General features: G+C 69.7%; 16 protein-coding genes and 1 riboswitch. Of the genes, 12 read left to right on the forward strand and 4 right to left on the reverse strand.

Annotation, left to right across the window (positions count from 1 at the left end; genetic code table 11):
* Positions 1 to 24: 24 nt before the first annotated feature.
* From MMF98_RS11025 to MMF98_RS11035, 3 genes are all read right to left on the reverse strand, one after another.
* On the reverse strand, positions 25 to 927 hold the full coding sequence (locus tag MMF98_RS11025) for a DMT family transporter (RefSeq protein ID WP_243306314.1): 903 nt from the start codon (positions 925 to 927) through the stop codon (positions 25 to 27).
* Positions 928 to 996: 69 nt separating this feature from the next.
* Positions 997 to 1,665 carry a helix-turn-helix domain-containing protein gene (locus MMF98_RS11030; RefSeq protein WP_243306315.1) on the reverse strand — a complete coding sequence of 223 codons (669 nt, stop codon included), beginning with the start codon at positions 1,663 to 1,665 and terminating at the stop codon, positions 997 to 999.
* Positions 1,666 to 1,678: 13 nt separating this feature from the next.
* The gene (locus MMF98_RS11035) at positions 1,679 to 3,382 is read right to left on the reverse strand and encodes a thiamine pyrophosphate-binding protein (protein ID WP_243306316.1); all 1,704 of its coding nucleotides are present in this window, start codon (positions 3,380 to 3,382) and stop codon (positions 1,679 to 1,681) included.
* 146 nt (positions 3,383 to 3,528) lie between these two features.
* On the opposite strand from MMF98_RS11035, the gene MMF98_RS11040 reads away from it, so the two are divergent.
* From MMF98_RS11040 to MMF98_RS11095, 12 genes are all read left to right on the forward strand, one after another.
* On the forward strand, positions 3,529 to 4,179 hold the full coding sequence (locus MMF98_RS11040; protein WP_243306317.1) for a TetR/AcrR family transcriptional regulator: 651 nt from the start codon (positions 3,529 to 3,531) through the stop codon (positions 4,177 to 4,179).
* A gap of 89 nt (positions 4,180 to 4,268) precedes the next feature.
* Positions 4,269 to 5,285, forward strand: a complete 1,017-nt coding sequence (locus tag MMF98_RS11045; protein ID WP_243306318.1) for a Bug family tripartite tricarboxylate transporter substrate binding protein — start codon at positions 4,269 to 4,271, stop codon at positions 5,283 to 5,285.
* 13 nt (positions 5,286 to 5,298) lie between these two features.
* Positions 5,299 to 5,832, forward strand: coding sequence for a tripartite tricarboxylate transporter TctB family protein (locus tag MMF98_RS11050; protein ID WP_243306319.1), 534 nt, complete (start codon positions 5,299 to 5,301; stop codon positions 5,830 to 5,832).
* A 31-nt stretch (positions 5,833 to 5,863) separates the two neighbouring features.
* Entirely contained in the window at positions 5,864 to 7,399 is a 1,536-nt protein-coding gene (locus tag MMF98_RS11055; protein WP_243306320.1) for a tripartite tricarboxylate transporter permease, read from the forward strand.
* A 17-nt stretch (positions 7,400 to 7,416) separates the two neighbouring features.
* The gene (locus MMF98_RS11060; RefSeq protein ID WP_243306321.1) at positions 7,417 to 8,247 is read left to right on the forward strand and encodes a sugar phosphate isomerase/epimerase family protein; all 831 of its coding nucleotides are present in this window, start codon (positions 7,417 to 7,419) and stop codon (positions 8,245 to 8,247) included.
* Positions 8,248 to 8,402: 155 nt separating this feature from the next.
* Entirely contained in the window at positions 8,403 to 9,827 is a 1,425-nt protein-coding gene (locus tag MMF98_RS11065; RefSeq protein ID WP_243306322.1) for an enolase C-terminal domain-like protein, read from the forward strand.
* Between the two features lie 105 nt (positions 9,828 to 9,932).
* Positions 9,933 to 11,099, forward strand: coding sequence for a Gfo/Idh/MocA family protein (locus MMF98_RS11070; RefSeq protein ID WP_243306323.1), 1,167 nt, complete (start codon positions 9,933 to 9,935; stop codon positions 11,097 to 11,099).
* A gap of 60 nt (positions 11,100 to 11,159) precedes the next feature.
* A complete protein-coding gene (locus MMF98_RS11075) occupies positions 11,160 to 12,347 on the forward strand; it encodes a dihydrodipicolinate synthase family protein (RefSeq protein WP_243306324.1) in 1,188 nt (395 codons plus the stop codon).
* Positions 12,348 to 12,437: 90 nt separating this feature from the next.
* Positions 12,438 to 13,316 carry a sugar phosphate isomerase/epimerase family protein gene (locus MMF98_RS11080; RefSeq protein WP_243306325.1) on the forward strand — a complete coding sequence of 293 codons (879 nt, stop codon included), beginning with the start codon at positions 12,438 to 12,440 and terminating at the stop codon, positions 13,314 to 13,316.
* A gap of 48 nt (positions 13,317 to 13,364) precedes the next feature.
* Complete coding sequence (locus MMF98_RS11085) at positions 13,365 to 14,456, forward strand: DNA glycosylase AlkZ-like family protein (protein ID WP_243306326.1); 1,092 nt, start codon at positions 13,365 to 13,367, stop codon at positions 14,454 to 14,456.
* Between the two features lie 100 nt (positions 14,457 to 14,556).
* Positions 14,557 to 14,727, forward strand: a riboswitch (FMN riboswitch).
* Between the two features lie 95 nt (positions 14,728 to 14,822).
* Positions 14,823 to 15,332: a 6,7-dimethyl-8-ribityllumazine synthase gene (locus tag MMF98_RS11090; RefSeq protein ID WP_243306327.1), complete on the forward strand. Its 510-nt coding sequence runs from the start codon at positions 14,823 to 14,825 to the stop codon at positions 15,330 to 15,332.
* Between the two features lie 14 nt (positions 15,333 to 15,346).
* Positions 15,347 to 16,099: a class I SAM-dependent methyltransferase gene (locus MMF98_RS11095; RefSeq protein ID WP_243306328.1), complete on the forward strand. Its 753-nt coding sequence runs from the start codon at positions 15,347 to 15,349 to the stop codon at positions 16,097 to 16,099.
* Positions 16,100 to 16,124: 25 nt separating this feature from the next.
* Here MMF98_RS11095 and MMF98_RS11100 read toward each other — a convergent pair whose 3' ends face one another.
* Positions 16,125 to 16,895: a MipA/OmpV family protein gene (locus MMF98_RS11100; protein WP_243306329.1), complete on the reverse strand. Its 771-nt coding sequence runs from the start codon at positions 16,893 to 16,895 to the stop codon at positions 16,125 to 16,127.
* Positions 16,896 to 16,903 lie beyond the last annotated feature (8 nt).

Here is a 16,903-nt window from a genome sequence, read left to right on the forward strand (position 1 = left end):
AAGGCCGCAGCGATGCGGCCTTTTTCATTGTCCGGCCGCGGCGGACGCCAACCGGAGTTCGGCCCGGATCACCAGGGCCAGGCCCGCCAGCACCAAAGCCAGACCGGCGAAGGCCATCAGGCCCGGCCGCTCACCCACCACCACGATGGCCAGCAAGAACGCGGTCAGCGGCTCGCCCAGGGCCAGGGTGACGCCCGTGGCACCCGAGACATGCCGCAGGCCGCTGCTGAACAGCAGGTAGCTCACGCCGGTGGCGACGATCCCCAGATAGCCCACCACCCCCCAGCCGCCCAAGCCGAGCACTGTGGGCTCGGACAGTCTCCAAGCCAGCGGCAAGGCGATCAACGCCGCCACCGTGAACACGCCGGCCGTGACCAGCGCCGGCGCGGCCTGCGCCACCAGGCGTTTGTTGATCAGGGCATAGGCCGCGTAGCTCAGGCCCGCGCCCAGGCACAGCGCGATGCCCCAGCCAGTGATGCGCGCGCCCTGCGCGCCGCTGACCACCATCAGGCTGCCGCCGGCCACGGCCAGCAGGGTGCCCCACCACCAGACCGCGCGCGGCGCCTGGCCCGACAGCAGGAACTGCAGCAGGCCGGCCCAGATCGGCCCGCTGCCGATGGCCACCGCCGTGCCCACCGCCACGCTGCTGGCTTTCACGCCGGCGAAGAAGCAGAGGTTGTAGGCGGCGATGCACAGGCCCGCCAGCAGGATCCAGCGCCAGGGCAGGCCGGGCGATCCGGCCCGGAGCCAGGGCCGCGTCAGCAGCAGGTACAGCGCGAAGAACAGCGCGGCCAGGGCCAGGCGCAGGGCGCCCACCAGGTAGGGTGACAGGCCGGCTGGCGCAAAGCTCTGGGCCGTGCCTGTGGTGCCCCACAGCACGGCCGCGCACAGCACCAGGGCGATACCGGAGGCAGCAGCGTTTTTCATGCCTGCATGATGCAGGGTTTGCGGCGCGCCACTGTCGAGAAACTCTCGCCCTGCGCCATGCCGGCGGGTTCAGCAACGGCGCTTGCAGGCCCGGGTGCTGAAGCCGCAGTCGCGCTGCAGCGCGAACGACAGCGCGCTGGCCGACTGGTAGCCGACCCGCAGCGCCACGGCATCGAGCAGCAGCCCCTGCGCGACAAGGCGCATGGCCGCTTCCAGGCGACGCCGGCGCGCGTAAGCCATGGGGCTCAGGCCCGTCAGCTCCAGCAGCCGTGCGTGAAAGCGCTGCGGGCTCAGGCAGAACAGGGCCGCCATGCGCGCGGTGGACCAATCCTCGTGCAGCGAGGCATCCAGCGCGGCATCGAGCACCCGGGTATCCAGGCTGCGGCGCGCCAGGATGCGCGGCATGCCGAGCATCTCGTGCAGCAGGGCCTGCACGTCCATGCCGGCATAGACATCGCGCCAGGCGGTGCGCACCGCAAAGCGGCGCGGCCGGTCGGTGCCGGGCTGCATGGGCGCATCGATCACCAGCATGCGAGCAGCGGCCGGCGCTGCGTAAGCGTGCGCCACGCCGGCGGGAATGACGATGCCGCTGGACGCATCGGCAAAGGCTGCGTGCCCGTTCAGCTCCAGCGCCATGCGGCCGCTCAGCGCAAACATGATCTGCGCGTGGTCGTGCTCATGTGGGCTGTGCTCGCCACCGTAGCGGCGCACCGAGCAGGTGGGAAGCGTCAGGGACATGAGAAGCGTGAGGCTAGGCCGCGCCCTGCTGGCGGGCCAGCGCGCTCTGCGTGATGCCGGACAAGGTACCGCGCGTGGTGATGACTTCCGGGTCCAGCATCACCTCGATCAGCGTGCCCTCGGGCCGCGCCAGCGCCGCCAGCAGTTGCGCCTCGAACTCTTCCGTGCGCGTGATGCGCACGCCGGCATAGCCATAGGCTCGCGCCAGCGCCACGAAATCGGGGTTCTGGAGCTGCGAGCCGCTCACGTGGCGGGGATACTCGCGCTCCTGGTGCATGCGAATGGTGCCGTACATGCCGTTGTTGAGCAGCACGATGATGCTCTTCGCCCCATGCTGCACCGCCGTGGCCAGCTCCTGCCCGTTCATGAGGAAATCGCCGTCGCCCGCGATGGTGAAGGCCACGCGGCCGGTGGTGATGGCCGCCGCGATGCCGGCCGGCACGCCGTAACCCATGGCGCCCACGGTGGGCGCAAGCTGCGTCTTCAGGCCCTTGGCCAGGCCATGGTGCCGGAAGAAGCGGTGCACCCAGCTCGCGAAGTTGCCGGCGCCGTTGGTCAGCACCGCGTCGGCCGGCAGGTGCTGCTGCAGCGTGGCGACGATGGTCGGCATGTCGATCTCGCCGGGCAGCGCCTGCGGCACGAGGTTGGCCTCGTAGTCGGTATGGCAGGCCTGCGCCCACGTCTCCCAGGGCACGGCCACGGGCGCGGTCAGCACCTCCAGCGAGCGCGCCGCGGCATTCATGGTGGCGTTGATCGCGAGATCGGCCTGATAAACGCGGTTAAGCTCCTCGGCGCTCGCGTGGATGTGCACCAGGGCCTGCTTAGGCCGCGGCACCTCGATCAGCGTGTAGCCGCCGGTGGTCATCTCGCCCAGCCGCGGGCCGATGGCGAGGATCAGGTCGCTGTCCTTCACGCGCGCGGCCAGCTTCGGGCTGATGCCGATGCCCACGTCGCCGGCGTACAGCGGGTGGTGGTTGTCGAAGGTATCTTGAAAGCGGAAGGCATTGGCCACCGGCAGCTTCCAGTTCTCGGCAAAGCGCTGCAGCGCCTGCGCGGCCTGCGGCGTCCAGCCGCCGCCGCCCGCGATCACCAGCGGCCGCTGCGAGGCCAGCAGCATCTCGCGCAGCCGGCGCAGCGATCCCGGGTCGCTCCAGGCCTCTACCGGTTCGACGCGCGGCAGCGGCGCCGCGTTCACCGCCTGGACGAGCATGTCCTCCGGCAGCACCAGCACAACCGGGCCGGGGCGGCCGTTCATTGCGGTGGCGAAGGCGCGCGCCACGTACTCGGGGATGCGCCGCGCATCATCGATACGCTCCACGCGCTTGGCAAAGCCCTTGGTGCTGGGGCCGAAGAAGCTGGCGAAATCGACTTCCTGGAAGGCTTCGCGGTCGCGCATGTCGCTCGCCACGTCGCCCACGAACAGCACCATGGGCGTGGAGTCCTGGAACGCGGTATGCACCCCGATGGAGGCATTGGTGGCGCCCGGCCCCCGCGTGACGAAGCACACGCCGGGCCGGCCGGTCAGCTTGCCGTGGGCCTCGGCCATGAAGGCGGCGCCGCCCTCCTGCCGGTTGATGATGAACCGGATCCTGTCCCGGTGGGCATGGAAACCGTCCAGCACGGCGAGGTAACTCTCCCCCGGAACGCCGAAGACGAATTCCACGCCCTGCTCCACCAGGCACTCGACGATGAGGTGCCCCGCTGTCCGTTGTGCCATGCCCGACCTGCCACTGAAAAGTAGTTACGCAATCCATTATCCCTGCAGCCTTCGCGCGGGCGGCACGGCCCGCCTGCTGCGGAACAATCGCTTCATTGGATGTTCTCCGGCTTGCTTTAATTCACTGATTGGTTAAATTACACCCCATGGCGACTGCAAAGAAAACTCCCCAGGAACCGCGCTCGCGCGATGCCGACCGCTCCCAGCAGGCCATCCTGGCGGCCGCGCGCGACGAGTTCTCGCAGCACGGCCTGGCGGGCGCGCGGGTGGACCGCATCGCCGAGCGGGCGGACCTGAACAAGCGGCTGATCTACTACTACTTCAGCAGCAAGGACGACCTGTTCCTCGCCGTGCTGGAGCAGACCTACAAGGACATCCGCGCGGCCGAGCAGAAGCTGCACCTGCGCGACCTGCCGCCGCCGGAGGCCATCCGCCGACTCACCGAGTTCACCTGGGACTACTACCTGCGGCACCCCGAGTTCCTCACCCTGCTCAACAGCGCCAACCTGCACCAGGCGCGCCACCTGTCCAAGTCGGAGCAGATCCAGGAAATGAACTCGCCGCTGATCCAGACGCTGGGCGAAATCCTGGAGCGCGGCCGCATCGACGGCATCTTCCGCGGCGGCATCGATCCGGTGCAGCTCTACGTCTCGATCGCGGGCCTGTCCTACTTCTACCTCTCGAACAACCACACGCTCTCGGCCATCTTCGGGCGCAGCCTGATGACCCCCAAGGCCCGCAACGAACGGCTGTCCCACATGTGCGACGTCATCCTAGGGTATGTACTAAGGGGTTGACCGGGGCTCGCCTGTTGACCGGTCAAATCCGGCTTTCTACAATTCACTCTATGGTGAATTAAACGGATACCCATCAGGAGACACACCGTATGAAGACCGCCTTGCCCCCCTCCCCGCTGCGCCGCCTGCTCATCGCCGGCCTGCTGTGCGCCACCGCCACCGGCGCCTCGGCGCAATGGAAGCCCACGCGCCCCATCAACCTGATCGTGCCCTGGGCCGCCGGCGGCTCGACCGACCAGGTCACCCGCGTGGCCGCGGCCGAGATGGAGAAGGCCCTGGGCCAGACCATCGTCATCGTCAACCAGCCCGGCGCCTCGGGCGCCATCGGCACCAAGAGCGCGCTCGACGCCGCCAAGGACGGCTACACCTGGACCGCCGGCGCCGCGCAGGACCTGGGCACCTACCAGACCCTGGGCTCGGTCAACACCAGCATCAAGGACTGGCACCTGTTCCTCAATGTCGCCAACATCCAGGTGATCGGCGTCAACCCCGGCCGCCCCTGGAAGAATGCCAAGGAGCTGCTGGACGACATGAAGGCCAAGCCCGGCCAGATCAGCGTGGCCACGGCCGGCGTGACCTCGGCCGCCCACGCCGCCATGGACCAGATCGTCAAGGCCACGGGCGTGAAGTACAAGGAAGTCTCGTATGACGGTGGCAACCCCGCCGTGGTCGCCACCGTGGCCGGCGAGGCCGACATGACGACCCAGCTCGCCGTGGAGCAGGCCGACATGATCCGCGGCAAGCGCCTGCGCCCGCTGGCCACCGTCAGCGACAAGCCGCTGGAACTGGAAGGCTTCGGCACCATCCCGCCGCTGTCGCAGACCGTGCCCGGCTTCAGCGCGCCGGCCAACTACTTCGGCATCTTCATCCCCAAGGGCGTGCCGGACGACGTGGTCAAGACGGTGGAGAAGATCTGGAACGAGCAGATTCCCAAGAGCGAGGCGCTGAAGAAGTACGCCACCAGCCGCGGCGCGCTGTTCCTGCCGCTGTCCGGCGAGGCCGCGCAGAAGGCCGTGTTCCCCGCGGTGCAGGCCAATGCCTGGAACCTGCATGCCAGCGGCAAGACCAAGGTCGCGCCCGACACCGTCGGCATCCCCAAGCCCTGAGGACCCGAGGACGATGGCCGATCCCGTGCTGACCGACGACGAGCACCAGCCGCCGCGCTCGGATTTCCGCGATGCGCTGGGCTGGATCGTGCTGGGCGGAGCCACGCTGGTGGGCTCCCTGCGCATGGACCGCCTGGAGGCGCAGAACATCAACCCGGTCACCGTGCCGGGCCTGCTGCCGGGCCTGCTCGGGCTGGTGATGCTGCTGCTGGGCGGCGTGCTCGCCCTGCGCAGCTGGCGCCGCGGCCTGGCCCAGCCCGATGCGCCGCGCACGGAACACCAGCGCGAAGAGCGGCGCCGCATCTGGATCGTCATCGGCCTGTGCGTGGGCTACGCCGTCGTCCTGGTCGGCCACGGCCTGCCCTTCTGGCTGGCCTCGTCGATCTACGTCACCGCCGCCATCCTGATCCTGCAGCGCCTGCACGCCGACCCGCAGCAGCGCCGCCTGACGCCGCGCGCCTGGGTCAAGGCCCTGGCCATCGGCATTTTGTCGGCCGTCATCACCCAGCTCGTGTTCCAGGAGCTGTTCCTGGTCCACCTGCCCTGAACCTCCCGAGTTCCTTCCCGAAAGCCCCGCCATGCTTCAAGGACTGTCCGACCTGGGACACGCCTATCTCAGCTTCCTGAACCCGATGACCCTGGCCTACGGGCTGGGCGGCGCCTTCGTCGGCATCGTAATGGGCATCCTGCCCGGCCTGTCGGCCACCCTGGCCATCGCCCTGCTCACCACGCTGACCATCAAGCTGCAGGCCAACGACGCCATCCTGGTGCTGATCTGCTCCTACGTGGGCGCGCTGTACGGCGGCTCGCGCACCGCCATCCTGCTCAACATCCCCGGCACCGCCGCCAATGCTGCCTCGTGCGCCGACGGCTACGCCCTGGCGCAGCGCGGAGAAGCGGGGCGGGCCATCGGCATCGCCACCTCCGGCGCCTTCGTCAGCACCCTGTTCGGCGTGGTCTGCCTGGCCATGTTCACGCCGCTGCTGGCCGAGGTGGCCCTGTCCTTCGGCGCCTTCGAATTCTTCTGGCTGGCGCTGTTCGGCGTCACCATGTCGGGCAGCATCGTCGGCAACGACCCGCTCAAGGGCTGGCTGATGGGCCTGCTGGGCCTGCTGGTGGCCCAGGTCGGCCAGGAAAGCCTATACGCCTACAACCGCTTCACCTTCGACTGGGACGAGTTGTCGGGCGGCATCTCGCTGATTCCCGCCCTCGTGGGCGCCTTCGGCCTGGCCGAGGTGCTGACCACGCTGTCCGACCCCATCGAGCGCAAGATGGTGGAGCTGAAAGACTCGGTGCTGCCGCGCTGGAAGGAAATCATCCAGTACCGCTGGACCGTGCTGCGCTCGGGCGTGATCGGCGTGTTCACCGGCCTGCTGCCGGGCGTGGGCGAGGACGCTGGCGCCTGGATGTCCTACGCCGCGGCCAAGGCCGCCAGCAAGGAGAAGGAGCAGTTCGGCAAGGGTTCGATCGACGGCCTGATGGCCGCCGAGACCGGCGACATGGCTTCCATTCCCGGCCACATCATCCCCTCGCTGGCCCTGGGCATCCCCGGCTCGGCGCCCTCGGCCGTGCTGATGGCCGCGATGATCATCCACGGCATCCAGCCTGGCCCCATGCTGATGATCCAGCACCCGCAGTTCATCTACGAGGTGGTGGCCATGACCACGCTGGCCTCGATCACCATCCTGCTGTTCGGCCTGTTCGGCGTGCGCCCGCTACTGCAGGTGCTGCGCGTCAAGCGCTCCATCCTGATGCCCATCGTCTTCCTGCTGTGCACCGTGGGCGCCTTTGCCTCGGCCTCGCGCCTGTTCGACGTGTATGCCATGCTGGCCATCGGCATCGGCGCCTTCTTCCTGCGCCGGCGCGGCTACGAGATGGCGCCGTTCGTGCTTGGCCTGGTGCTGGGCCCGCTGCTGGACAAGAGCCTGCGCCGCGGCCTGGTGCTGTCGGACGGCAGCCTCGCGCCCTTCTTCACGCGGCCCATCTGCATGGGCTTCGCCGCCGTCACCATCTTCATGATCCTGCTGTATGTGCCGGCGTTCAAGTCGAGGGTACGGCGCTTCACCGGCGCCGCGGGCGCCCAGATGAGGTCCCTGCTGGGCCGGCGCGCCTGAACTGCGGTGACGGCCCCATGAAGATCGCCCTGTGCAATGAAGTGCTGGCCGGCCTGCCGCTGGCGCGGCAGTGCGAGCTGGCCGCCCAGCTCGGCTACGACGGCCTGGAGATCGCGCCCTTCACGCTCGGCGATGCGCCCGAGCGCCTCACGCCGGCCGAGGCCGCAAGGATCCGGGCCACGGTCGAGTCCGCGGGCCTGGTCGTCACCGGCCTGCACTGGCTGCTGGTCAAGCCCGAAGGCCTGTCGCTCACCAGCCCCGATGCCGCCCTGCGCCGCCGCACGCTGGACGTGATGGAGCGCCTCACCGCGCTGTGCGCCGAACTCGGCGGCGCGGTGCTGGTGCACGGCTCGCCGCGCCAGCGCGAGGTGGCGCCAGGCGACAGTCATGCCACGGCCGTGGCGCGGCTGCGCGACGGCCTGGTCCATATCGCGCAGACCGCGGCGGCTCACGGCGTGGTCTATTGCATCGAGCCGCTGTCGCGCCACGAAACCTCGGTGCTCAACACCGTGGCCGAGGCGGCCGAGCTGGTGACGCAGATCGACAGCCCGCACCTGCGCACCATGATCGACTGCAGCGCGGCCGGCCTCGGCGAAGCCGAGCCCGTGCCCGCCCTGATCGACCGCTGGCTGCCGACCGGCCTGATCGGCCACATCCAGGTCAACGACCCGAACCGCCGCGCCCCCGGCCAGGGCGAAATGAAGTTCGGTCCTATCCTCGCCGCGCTGCGGCGCAACGGCTACGGCGGCACGATCGCTGTGGAACCCTTCGACTACCAGCCCGACGGCCCCGGCGCGGCCGCCTTCGCCGCGGGCTACCTGCAGGGCCTGCGCGAATCGCTGGCCTGAAATTCTGAAATGGAACACCCCCGAAGCGCCTGCGGCGCCTCCCCCTCAAGGGGGCGATACCAGCGGCCCGGCAAAGCCGGTTCCGCGGTATTGCTGGAATGGGCAGCGCCCGTTTCATACGCCGCGCAAGGCGCGCAGCGCCATGGATAACTGACATGCCCCCTTCCTTCCGCATCCTGGCCATCGACCTCTACGAGCGCGGCGTGGTGCTGCGCCTGCCGTTTCGCTTCGGCGTGGTCACGCTCACGGCCTGCCCGCAGGCTTTCGTGCGCGTGCGCATCCGCACCGCCGACGGGCGCGAGGCCGAAGGCGGCTCGGCCGAGCTGCTCGCGCCCAAGTGGTTCGACAAGAACCTCGCGCTGAGCAACGAGGACAACTTCAACCAACTGCGCGATTCGCTGCGGCTAGCGCGCGAGGCCTATCTCGCCGAGCCCGCGGAACGCACCGCCTTCGGCCATTTCGCCGCGCACTACCGGGCCCAGATCGATGCCGCCGCCAGGCAGCAGCTCAACCCGCTGGTAGCCTGCTTCGGTCCAGCCCTGCTGGACCGCGCCCTGCTCGATGCTCTGTGCCGCGCCGAAGGCCTGTCGTTCTACCAAGCGATCCAGCGCAACGCGGCCGGCCTCGATGCCTCGCTCACGCCCGATCTGGCCGGCTTCGAGCTCGACGCATTTCTGGCCTCGCTCACCCCCGCGCCGCAGATCGCGCTGCGCCACACCGTCGGCCTGGTCGATCCGATCACCGCCGCCGACGTGCAGGCGCGCGTCGGCGACGGCCTGCCCGAGACGCTCGAGGAAGTGGTCGCCGCCACCGGCTGCCGCCATTTCAAGCTCAAGGTCAACGGCAAGCCCGACGAGGACATCGAGCGCCTGAGCCGCATCGCCGCCGTGCTGGAGCCGCTGCCGGACTACGTGGTCACGCTCGACGGCAACGAGCAGTTCGCCGATGCCGAGGCCGCGGCGCGGTTCTGGCAGCGCATGCGCGCCACGCCGGCGTTGCGCCGCCTGGCCGGGGCCACGCTCTACGTCGAACAACCGCTGCCGCGCGCCACGGCACTTGCCAGCGATGTGCGCGCGCTGGCGCGCGACATCCCGGTGCTGATCGACGAATCGGACAGCACGCTCGACGCCTTCCCCCAGGCGCTGGCCTGCGGCTACACCGGCGTCTCCAGCAAGAACTGCAAGGGCTTCTACCGCTCGCTGCTCAATGCCGCGCGCTGCCGGCAGCTCAACGCCGCCAGTGCCGCGACCGGCGGCGGCACGCCTTATTTCATGTCGGCCGAGGACCTGACCACGCAGGCCGGCCTGGCCGTGCAGCAGGACCTCGCCCTGGTGAACCTGCTCGGGCTCACCCATGTGGAGCGCAACGGCCACCACTACGTCAACGGCTTTGCCGGCCAGGGCGCCAGTGCGGCCGAGGCCCAGGCCTTCCTGCAGGCCCAGCCCGGGCTCTACGAGCACAGCCACGGCCAGGTGCGCCTCGCCATCCACCAGGGCCTGCTCGACCTGTCCTCGCTGGCCGCCCCGGGCTTTGCCAGCCAGGCCCAACCGGACTGGTCCGGGCTGCAGCCCCTGGGTTGAGCGGCTTGCCCGCGGGCGATGGCGCCCGGCGGCCCGATCTTTTCATCTCTTCAACTTCCGTCCCATTCCTCTTCTCTCTTTTTGCCACCACAAGGAATCCACCCCATGCCGACCCAGAAACTAGGACTCATCATGCACGGCGTCACCGGCCGCATGGGCATGAACCAGCACCTGATCCGCTCCATCGTCGCGATCCGCAAGCAGGGCGGCGTCACCCTGTCCAACGGCGACAAGGTCATGCCCGACCCGATCCTGATCGGCCGCAATGCCGAGAAGATCGAGGCGCTGGCCCGGGCCCACGGCATCGAGCGCTGGGGTACCGACCTCGACGCCGCGCTGGCCAACCCGGCCGACACCGTGTTCTTCGACGCCGGCACCACCCAGATGCGCCCCACGCTGCTGGCCAAGGCCATCCGCGCCGGCAAGCATGTCTACTGCGAGAAGCCGATCGCCACCAACCTCAACGAGGCGGTGGAGATCGCGCGGCTGGCGCAGTCGTCGGGCATCAAGCACGGCGCGGTACAGGACAAGCTGTTCCTGCCCGGCTTGCGCAAGCTCGACATGCTGCGCCGCTCCGGCTTCTTCGGCAAGATGCTGTCGGTGCGCCTGGAGTTCGGCTACTGGGTGTTCGAGGGCGACCTGCAGCCGATCCAGCGCCCGAGCTGGAACTACCGCAAGGAGGACGGAGGCGGCATGATCCTGGACATGATGTGCCACTGGCGCTATGTGCTGGACAACCTGTTCGGCGAAGTGCAGTCAGTCTCCTGCCTTGGCACCACGCACATCCCCACGCGCTGGGACGAGAACGGCCAGCCCTACGAAGCCACAGCCGACGATGCGGCTTACGCCACCGTCCAGCTCAAGGGCCACGGCGGCGAACCCGTGATCGCGCAGGTCAACATGTCGTGGGCCACGCGCGTGCGCCGCGACGACCTCGTCACCTTCCATGTGGACGGCACGCACGGCTCAGCCGTGGCCGGCCTGACGAGCTGCCGCGCGCAATCGCGCGTGAACACGCCGCGCGCCGTCTGGAACCCCGACGAGAAGCAGACCATCCCCTTCTTCGACCAGTGGCAGGAAGTGCCCGACACCCAGTTCTACGACAACGGCTTCAAGATCCAGTGGGAGCATTTCATCCGCCACGTGGTGGAGAACGCGCCCTATCACTGGACCCTGCCCGAAGGCGCCAAGGGCGTGCAGCTGGTCGAAGCCGCGCTCGAAAGCTGGAAGGAACGCCGCTGGATCGACGTTCCCGCACTACAGATTCAATAGCAAGAAACGACCGCAGGGCGCGGACCTCTGCCCCATTTGACACTAAAAAAGGGAATCAACATGCCTTTGACGCTCCAGTTGCCCACCGCCTCCGGCGCGCTGCAGCCCCATGCCCTGCGCGGCACGGCGCCGGTGCGGCCCGCACCGGGCGTGGCCTTCAACCGCATCGCCTACTCCGCGGCCCACGTGGTGGCCGACCCGCGCGCCGCCGTCGACCCCTGGCTGCAGGCCGCCGTGGACTGGGACGCCACCCTCGCCTACCGCCGCCACCTGTGGTCGCTCGGCCTCGGCGTGGCCGAAGCCATGGATACGGCCCAGCGCGGCATGGGCCTGGACTGGCCCACCTCGCTCGAGCTGATCCGCCGCTCGCTCGACGCCGCCAGGGATGTGCCCGGCGCGCTAGTGGCCTCGGGCTGCGGCACCGACCACCTGAACCTCGACGAGGTGAAGAGCGTCGACGACGTGATCCGCGGCTACGAGACGCAGATGGAGGCCATCGAGGCGCTCGGCGGCAAGCTGATCGTGATGGCCAGCCGCGCGCTGGCCCGCGTGGCCAGGAGCCCGGCCGACTACGAGCGCGTGTACGACCGCATCCTGCGCCAGGCGAAGCAGCCCGTGGTGCTGCACTGGCTCGGCGACATGTTCGATCCGGCGCTGTCCGGTTACTGGGGCACGCAGGACACCGATGCCGCCATGGACACGGCGCTCGGCATCATCGCGGCGCATCCGCACAAGGTCGATGGCATCAAGATCTCGTTGCTCGACAAGGACAAGGAAATCGCCATGCGCCGCCGCCTCGCGCCGGGCGTGCGCATGTACACCGGCGACGACTTCAACTACGCCGAGCTGATCGCCGGCGACGGCTACGGCGGCGAACCCACGCATGGCAAGAGCGATGCGCTGCTCGGCATCTTCGACGCCATCGCCCCCGCAGCGAGCGCCGCATTGGGCGCACTGGCCGAGGGCAACACCGAGAAGTTCCACGCCATCCTCGGCCCCACCGTGCCGCTGTCGCGCCACATCTTCCAGGCCCCCACGCGCTTCTACAAGACGGGGGTGGTCTTCATGGCCTGGCTCAACGGCCACCAGAGCCACTTCACCATGGTGGGTGGCCAGCAGAGCACGCGCTCGCTCGTGCACTTGGCCGAACTGTTCCGCCTGGCCGACGCGGCCAACCTGCTGGAGCAGCCCGAGCTGGCGGTGCGGCGCATGAAGACGCTGCTCGCGATCCACGGCGTGGAAGGTTGAATCCATGAACTCCCACGCTCATCACTTCGTGTATCGCTGCCCCCCAGGGGGGCGCTCAGTGCCCTTCGGGCGGCCGGGCGGGCACTGACCATGCGCGACTTCTCGCAGAACCACGACTGGCTGTCGATCAATACGGCCACGGTGCGCAAGCAGTCGGGCGCCGAGGTCCCGCTGTCCCGCATCATCGACCAGTGCGCCGAGCGCGGCATCCGCGCCATCAGCCCCTGGCGCGACCAGGTGGCGGCCGCCGGGCTGGACCAGGTCGCCAAGCAATTGAAAGCGCATGGCATCGGCCTCTCGGGCTACTGCCGCGGCGGCTTCTTCCCCGCGCCCGATGCGGCGGGCCTGAAGGCCGCGCTGGATGACAACCGCCGCGCCATCGACGAAGCGAAGACGCTCAACGCGCCCTGCCTCGTGCTGGTGGTCGGCGCGCTGCCCGGCGCGCTCGACGGCCGGGCCGCCTACAAGGACATCGCCCGCGCCCGCGGCGAGGTGCGCGACGGCATCGCGGCCTCGCTGGAGTACGCGCGCCAGGTCGGCATGCCACTGGCCATCGAACCCCTGCACCCCATGCAGGCGGCGGACCGCGCCTGCATCAACACGCTGGAACACGCACTCGACCTCTGCGACGAACTCGATGCCGGCAGGAGCGGCATGCTCGGCGTCGCGCTCGACATCTACCACGTGTGGTGGGACCCGAAGCTGCAACAGCAGATCGCCCGCGCCGGCCGCGAGCGCCTGCTGGCGTATCACGTCTGCGACTGGCTCACGCCCACGCGCGACCTGCTCTCGGACCGCGGCATGATGGGCGATGGCGTGGTCGAGCTGAAGAAAATTCGCGGTTGGGTCGAGGACACGGGCTTCGCCGGTTTCAGCGAGGTTGAGATTTTCTCGGCACTCGACTGGTGGCAACGCCCCGGCGCCGAAACACTCGACATGTGCATCGAACGGCATCGCAGCGCGGTCTGACCGCACCAGCTTCGGCAGACTCCCGCCCACTGTGCTGAAATTCAGCGCATGGCCGACCCCACCCTTGACGACCTGCGCCGCTACGCCGTGGCGCGCACCCTGTTCCCGCCCACGACACTGCTGCGCGCGATCCGGCGCCTGGGCTTCGTGCAGGCCGATCCGATCCGCGCACCGGCGCGTGCCCAGGACCTCACGCTGCGCCACCGCGTGAAGGACTACCGCGCGGGCGACCTGGAAAGCCGCTACACCCGGCTGGCGGTCGAGGAAGACTGCCTCGTCAACTACGGCTTCCTGCCGCGCGAACACCTGGCGCTGATGCACCCGCGCGAGGCCAGGCGCGCCTGGGACGCCGACACCCGGCGCAAGGCGGCCGACGTGCTGGCCTATGTGCAGGAACACGGCCCGGCGCACCCGCGCGAGGTGGAGCAGCACTTCGCGCATGGCCGCGTCCAAAACTACTGGGGCGGCTCCAGCAACGCAAGCACGCACCTGCTCGATGGCCTGCACTACCGCGGCCTGCTGCGCGTGGTGCGGCGCGACAGCGGCACGCGCGTCTATGAAGCAGTGGCGCATGCGCCCGCCGACAACAGCCCCGCCGGCCGCGCGCAACGCGCTGCCGCCCTGATCGACCTCGTGGTGCGCAAGTACGCACCGCTGCCGGCCGCAAGCCTGACCTACCTCGTGCGCCTGCTGGGCTACGGCGCGCCGCACCTGTTCGCGCAGACGCAGGCGGCTCTCAAGCTGGCCCGCGAAGAACTCGCAAGCTGCTGCATCGAGGGCACCACCTGGTACTGGCCCGCCGATGAAAACCCGGTCTCGCGAAAGCACGCGCCCGACGACGCCGTGCGCCTGCTCGCGCCCTTCGACCCGCTGGTGTGGGACCGCCGCCGCTTCGAACTGCTGTGGGGCTGGACCTACAGGTTCGAGGCCTACACGCCGGCGCCGAAACGGCAGTACGGCTACTACGCGCTGCCGATGCTGTGGCACGACCGCGTGATCGGCTGGGCCACGATGACGAACGCCGCGGGCCGGCTGCAGCCGAGCTTCGGCTATGCCGGCAGGAAGCCGGCCGGTGCAGCCCACCGCGCGGCGCTCGACGACGAGATGCAGCGCATGACGCAGTTTCTGGGCCAACGCTGAAGCCGCGGCCCTGGCGCGGCCAAGGGTCTTGCCCCGTGCGCGACAGTGCGCACTCCGCGTTTTCCCTAGAATGGCCGTTGCTTCAGCGCAAGCTGGAGCAAAGCGTTCTCAGGGCGGGGTGAAACTCCCCACCGGCGGTGATGGCGGCCCCCTTGCAAGAGGAATGGCCGCACAAGCCCGCGAGCGCCCGCAGCCCGCCAAGGGCTCGGGGTCAGCAGACCCGGTGCGATTCCGGGGCCGACGGTCACAGTCCGGATGAAAGAGAGCGCGATCGCCTCGGCACAGGCGTGCGCCATCCGGCGCGCGCCCGCCTTGCGCTCGTGCGCCCTGATTCAGGCAACACCTTGACTTTCAAAAAGGCAAACCATGAGTCAGCTCAACGACCTTCCCCTCTCCTCCGCCACGGCGCCGGCCGACGACCGGCGCATCGCCTTCGTCGAGGCGCAATGGCATGCCGACATCGTGCACCAGGCACGCGAGGCCTTTCTCGCCGAAATGGAGCGCCTGGGCGTGCCGCGCGCGCGCATCGACGTGCTCGACGTGCCCGGCGCCTTCGAGATTCCGCTGCACGCCAAGCGCCTCGCCGCCTCGGGCCGCTATGCGGCCGTGGTGTGCTGCGCGCTGGTGGTGGACGGCGGCATCTACCGCCACGAGTTCGTCGCCAGCACCGTGGTCAGCTCGCTGATGGCGCTTCAGCTCGACACCGGCGTGCCGATGATCTCGGCCGTGCTCACGCCGCACCATTTCCACGAGCATGCGGAGCACCGCAAGTACTTCCAGCGCCACTTCGCGGTCAAGGGCACCGAAGCCGCCGAGGCCTGCGTCAAGACCCTCGAAGGCCTGCGCCGCGTGGATGCGCTGCTGGCCGCCGCCTGAGGCGCGCGCGGCCCATGCAGAATATCTATGACGACCCCCGCTTCTTCGCGGGCTACGCGGCGCTGCGCGAGAGCGGCCTGGGCCTCAACGAGGTGCTGGAGCAACCCGCGCTGGCCTCGCTGCTGCCGCCGTCGCTGGCCGGCCTGAGCGTGCTGGACCTGGGCTGCGGCGCCGGCGGCTTTGCGCGCGCGGCCTGCAGCGCCGGCGCGCGTGCCGTGGTCGGGCTCGACCCTTCGGAGCGCATGCTGGCGGTGGCCCGCTCGCGCACGCCGGCAGCGCTGCCCATCCAGTGGCTCCAGCAGCCGGTCGAGGCGCTCCGGCCGGGCCTCGCCCCCGGGGCCGCGCCGTTCAACCTGGTGGTGTCTTCGCTCGCGCTGCACTATGTGCCCGACTATGCCGATGCGCTCGCGCGCATCGCCTCGGTGATGGCGCCCGGGGCGCGGCTGGCGTTCTCGGTCGAGCACCCGATGTGCACTGCCCTCGCCGCTCAGCAATGGCACGCCGGCCCCGACGGCCAGCCGCAGCACTGGCCGGTGGACGGCTACCGCGACGAGGGCGCGCGCGACACGCACTGGTTCATCGACGGCGTGCGCAAGTACCACCGCTGCACCGACACCTATGTCAATGGCCTGCTCGACGCTGGCCTGCGGCTGGTGCGGCTGCTGGAGCCCGCACCGGCAGCCGACGCGATCGAGCGCCGGCCCGATCTCGCGCTGCACCGGCGCAGCCCGCCCTTCCTGCTGCTGGCGGCCGACAAGCCGGGATAAGCGGCAAAAGCGGTGTGCGCAGGCCCTACTTGAAGCGGTAGGCCAGCGCGATCAGCCCGGTGTCCTGCATGCGGGAATTGACCAACGGGCTGTTGCGCACCGCGGCGTCGAACCACTTGCGCCGCCACTGCAGGCTCAGCAGCCAGGGGCCACCCAGCGGCACCTCGGCTGCCAGGCCCAGCACCGGCGTGGTGGAGGCGCCCGGCGCATAGGCCGCGTAGCCGCTGGCCGCCGACTCGGCGGACGTGACGCCGTACAGATGGCTCACGTAGCGCGCGCTGCGGCGCTCCACGCCGATCTGCGGGTAGAAGGTCCAGCGGCCAGCCGGCAGCTCGGCCGCGTAGCTGGCCTCGAGCAGCGCGCCGCGCGAGGCGGTGTCGTAGAACGCATTGAGGAAGAAGCCGCCGAGCGGCGTCTCCTGGTAGGTGCCGATGCCGATGGGCAGCGGGTTGCGGCGGTCGCTGATGCCGCGCAGGCTCGCGGCGTCGGCCCGGTAGCCCTCGAAGCTGATGCGCGCCGCCAGTTCGAGGTAGCCATAGCCCAGCGGCAGCGTCTTCACGCCCAGGGTGTCGACGCGCGCGAAGAAGCGCCCCCAGTCGGCATAGGCATAGGGCAGCGCGATGGCCGTGTCGCTCACGCCGCGCACCGGGCTTGGCGTGATGTAGGCGGCGCCCCCGACGTCGCCCGTCAGGCGGTCGGCAAGCGGCGCCTGCGCGTGGGCGCCCAGCAGGTGGAGGGCGAGCACGGCGCCGCACAGCAGTGGCCGTGCGTGCAGCCGCCGGAGAAGGAGGGCCATGGCGAAGA

It is taken from the genome of Variovorax terrae, from assembly GCF_022809125.1.
In the GTDB taxonomy this organism is placed as follows: Bacteria; Pseudomonadota; Gammaproteobacteria; order Burkholderiales; family Burkholderiaceae_C; genus Variovorax_A; species Variovorax_A terrae.